The 3,605-nt window shown below is 73.4% G+C and carries 3 protein-coding genes; all 3 read right to left on the reverse strand.

Annotated elements, in window-relative coordinates; genetic code table 11:
- On the reverse strand, window positions 1–1,486 hold a 1,486-nt coding region (locus ACWDU1_RS30705), incomplete at its 3' end, for a condensation domain-containing protein (protein ID WP_450003834.1).
- Between the two features lie 220 nt (window positions 1,487–1,706).
- The gene (locus tag ACWDU1_RS30710; protein WP_450003836.1) at window positions 1,707–2,603 is read right to left on the reverse strand and encodes a sirohydrochlorin chelatase; all 897 of its coding nucleotides are present in this window, start codon (window positions 2,601–2,603) and stop codon (window positions 1,707–1,709) included.
- Window positions 2,600–3,605 (reverse strand): uroporphyrinogen-III synthase (locus ACWDU1_RS30715; RefSeq protein ID WP_450003838.1); only part of this gene is annotated, 1,006 nt, incomplete at its 5' end. The genes ACWDU1_RS30715 and ACWDU1_RS30710, both read right to left, overlap by 4 nt.

A 3,605-nucleotide genomic window follows, 5' to 3' on the forward strand; every position in this document is an offset into this window, starting at 1 on the left:
CGGAAAGCGTCCGGGTGCCGGGACCGGCCGAATCGGCCGCCGCCCACCGGACCGGGGCCGCCGGTCTCCCGGCCCGGGCGCCCGCGCGACGATTCGCACCCGGCCACCCGGCTCGTTCCGGGCGCCGGCCTCCGGCCGAGTCGGGCAGACTCCCCACCGCCGGGCCCGTTCCGGGTAACTCGGGATCGGGAACCGCCGCGTCCGCGGGCGCGGCGAGGAACGCGCCCAGATAGGTGAGGAACCCCCGGTGATACGCGGCCAGGGTCGCGGCACTGTAGCGCGCGGGGTTGCCCTGGAAATCGATGGTGGCCGTCCGTTCGTCCGGACCCAGCTGGTACCCGTTGACCAGCAGATCCTCCACCGGTCCGAGTGACAGCAGCTGGGCCACCCCGGTGAGTGGGCCCAGCCGCAGCGGTTCCACGAAACCCAGCACATTGATCACCGGCCCGAACCCGCCCCGGACCACCCGGCCGCCGGCGCGGTCACGCTGGATGTCCTCGTAGGGGTAGCGCTGATGGCGTAGCGCACCCAGCACCCGGTGCCGGATATCGGCGATCGCCGCGCCGACCGTGCACCGCGCGATACCGGTCAGCCGCAGTGGAACCACATTCGACACCGACCCGGCCGACCGGCGCAGCGCCGCGGTGGTGCGGGCCGGTACCGGCAGGGCCAGGACCGTATCGTCGCCGCCGGTCAGCCGGGACAGGTAGCAGGCGAACGCGGCGATCACCAGTTCGCCGAAGGTCGCCTCGTGCCGGGCTCGTGCCGGGCCGATCGAATCCGCGACCGCCGGCTCCAGCACCGACGAGACATGATGCGGCCGGGCCCGGGGCGCCGCCGCATGGCCGGCGAGCCCGACCGGATCGGCCAGGCCGGACAGTTCGGCCAGCCAGTACGCACGGTCCGCGCGCGACCGCGCGGACCGGCGGTAGTCGTGTTCGGCCGCCAGCAGACCGGCGGTATCGAGCGCCCGCGCCGGCCCGGCCGCCACACCGGTGACCGCCGCCCGGTACAGCTCCCCGGTACGCCGCAGCAGCGCCACCGCCCCGGCCCCGTCCAGAACCAGATGATGGCTGCGCAGATAGAGCAGATGCCGGTCGGCGGCAACCCGGTACAGGGTGCCGACGGTCGGCTCCCCGGTCAGCGGATCGAGGACGGCGCGATAGTCGTCGTCCATGGCGGCCGCGGCCGCACCGACCGGATCCGGGTGTCCGGTGAGATCGCACAGCCCCAGTTCCAGCCGTGCCTCCGGCAGCACCCGCTGACGCGGCTGCCCGCCCACCAGGCACACCCGCACACACGGGGATTCGAGTTCCCGGGCGGCGCGGCGGCCACAGTCCCGCATGAGTCCGGTATCGAGGGGTCCGCGCAGATCGAGATACATGGCGACGGTGTTCGGGATCTCCGGGTACAGCTGCTGGGCCACCCACCAGCGCAATTGCGCCGCCGAGAGCGGATGATCCGGTTCCGTTGCCTGGTGCGTCATCCGACCACGCCTCCTGCGTTGTCCCGGCCACCCCGAGACCCGCGACAACGCGTGACGCCGAGCCACGCGCCGTCCGGCAACCGGCCCGGCCGCTACGACTACCTGCGGAATCACTTCCGGCGAACAGTTCGCCTGCCGAGCAACGTAGCGCATCGGCGACCCGGATCAGCGGTGACGGGACCGCCGCGGGCCTGTTTCCGCACCGGTACGGCGGGTTAGGTCAGACGTTCTCGCGACCCGCTCCGAGAGCCGACCCGTTGCGGACAGCGGCCCGGTACCGGTCGGCGATGAGCCGCACCACGGCCGGATGCACGCCAATGGGTTCGGCGACGCCCGTGGCGCCCGCGGTATGCAGCCGTTCGTGGAACAACCCGTGGGCCAGCAGATAGGAGGCGATGAACACCCGCTGCCGTCCGGACTCCCGCAGTTCCGCCACCACCTCCGGTACGCGCGGCGCACCGGTGGCGACGTACGCCGTGCGCACGGGCGTGGCCAGCTGCGCGGTGAGCATGGCGGCGGCCCGGCGCACATCCGCGCGGGCCCGGGGGTCCGACGAACCCGCGGCGGCGAAGACCACCGCGTCGCCGGGCCGCCACCCGGCCGCCCGCAGGCGCACCGCCATGATGCGGGCCAGCGCGGGGTCGGGCCCCATGGCCGGGGTGACGGTGACCGCGGGATGGCCGCTGTCGCCCACTTCCCGGGGCACGTCCTGGTAGACGTGGTAGCCGGAGGCGAGGAAGGCCGGAACCACCACGGCCGGAGCCGGGTTCGCGGACAGGTCACGCAGGACCTCGGCGGGCGATGGGCCCAGGACGTCTACGAACGCGGTCCGCACCACGGGCGCTGCGAGGGCCGGAACGGCCGGCCCGAGCCCGGCGAGCGGGTCCGGGGCGCAACCGCAGACCGCGAAACCGTGCGGACCGGGCAGGATCGCGGCGCGGCGGTCCCGGGTCCTACCGGGGGCGCCGGCCTGCGCGCACGGCTCGTTCACATCGTGGCGATACCCCAGTTCCCGGCCGACCGCCTCGGCCAGCGCGGCGATCATCTCCACGCCCCGGCCGCTGCGGGTCCCGTGCGCCACCAGCACGAGCGGCGGCGTCTGCGCGGCGGCCGTCATCCCGGGACCACCGTGCGCACATAGCGGGTGTTGCGCGACGGCACCACCGGCAGCGGCCCGGTATCGGAATTGTTGTCGATACATTCGGCCGGGTCCATGGCCAGCCGGTAACCGCGTTTCACCACGGTCTGGATCGCCTTGGGCGCCCCCAGGCCCGCCCGCAACCGGGCGATGGCCGTTTCCACCGCATGGGTGTCGTCGCCGCCACCGGGCAGCGCGGCCAGCAGATCCTCCCGGGAGACCACGCGACCGGGCTGACGGGCCAGCGACCGCATCAACGCCATCGGGGCCGGGGCCAGCTGTTTGACCGTGCCGTCCACCACCACGCAGGCTCCACGCACGCTGATGGTGTGCCCGGCGGCGTTGATCCGCCCGGCCCGGCGCGGGAGCTCTTCGGCGACATGCCGTGCCAGTGCGCCCAGCCGGGCCCGGCCGGGCATGGTGGTGGGTACACCGAGCTCTTCGAGCGGCGCCGCGGTGATCGGCCCGACGCAGGCCGCCGGTACCCGGCTGCGCAGTGCGTGCAGCACACCTTCGAGCACACCGGTCTCCTTGGCGCGGATCAGCATCGAAGCGACCGCCGGGGCGCTGGTGAAGGTCACGCAATCGATGGCGGAGGTCACGATGGCCTCGATCAGCTGATCCATCGGACCGCGATCGGCCGGCGGCTCCCACCGGTACACCGGCACCGGAACCACATCGGCACCGGCGCAGCGCAGCACCTCACAGAAATCCGGGATCGGCTCCCATTCGGTGGTGGCGCCGTGCAGCTGTACCGCGATACGCACGCCCTCGACGCCTTCGGCCAGCAGATGGTCGAGCACCTCCGCCGAGGACTCCGAAGCCGGCGACCATTCCTCACGCAGTTCGGCGGCCCGGATCGCGCCCTTGGCCTTGGGACCGCGCGCGAGCATCCGGGTCCCGCCGAACGTATCGCGCAGTTCTTCGGCCAGACCCCAGCCCTCCGCCGCCTCCATCCAGCCGCGGAAACCGATCCCGGTG

This window comes from Nocardia sp. NPDC003345, assembly GCF_053589395.1.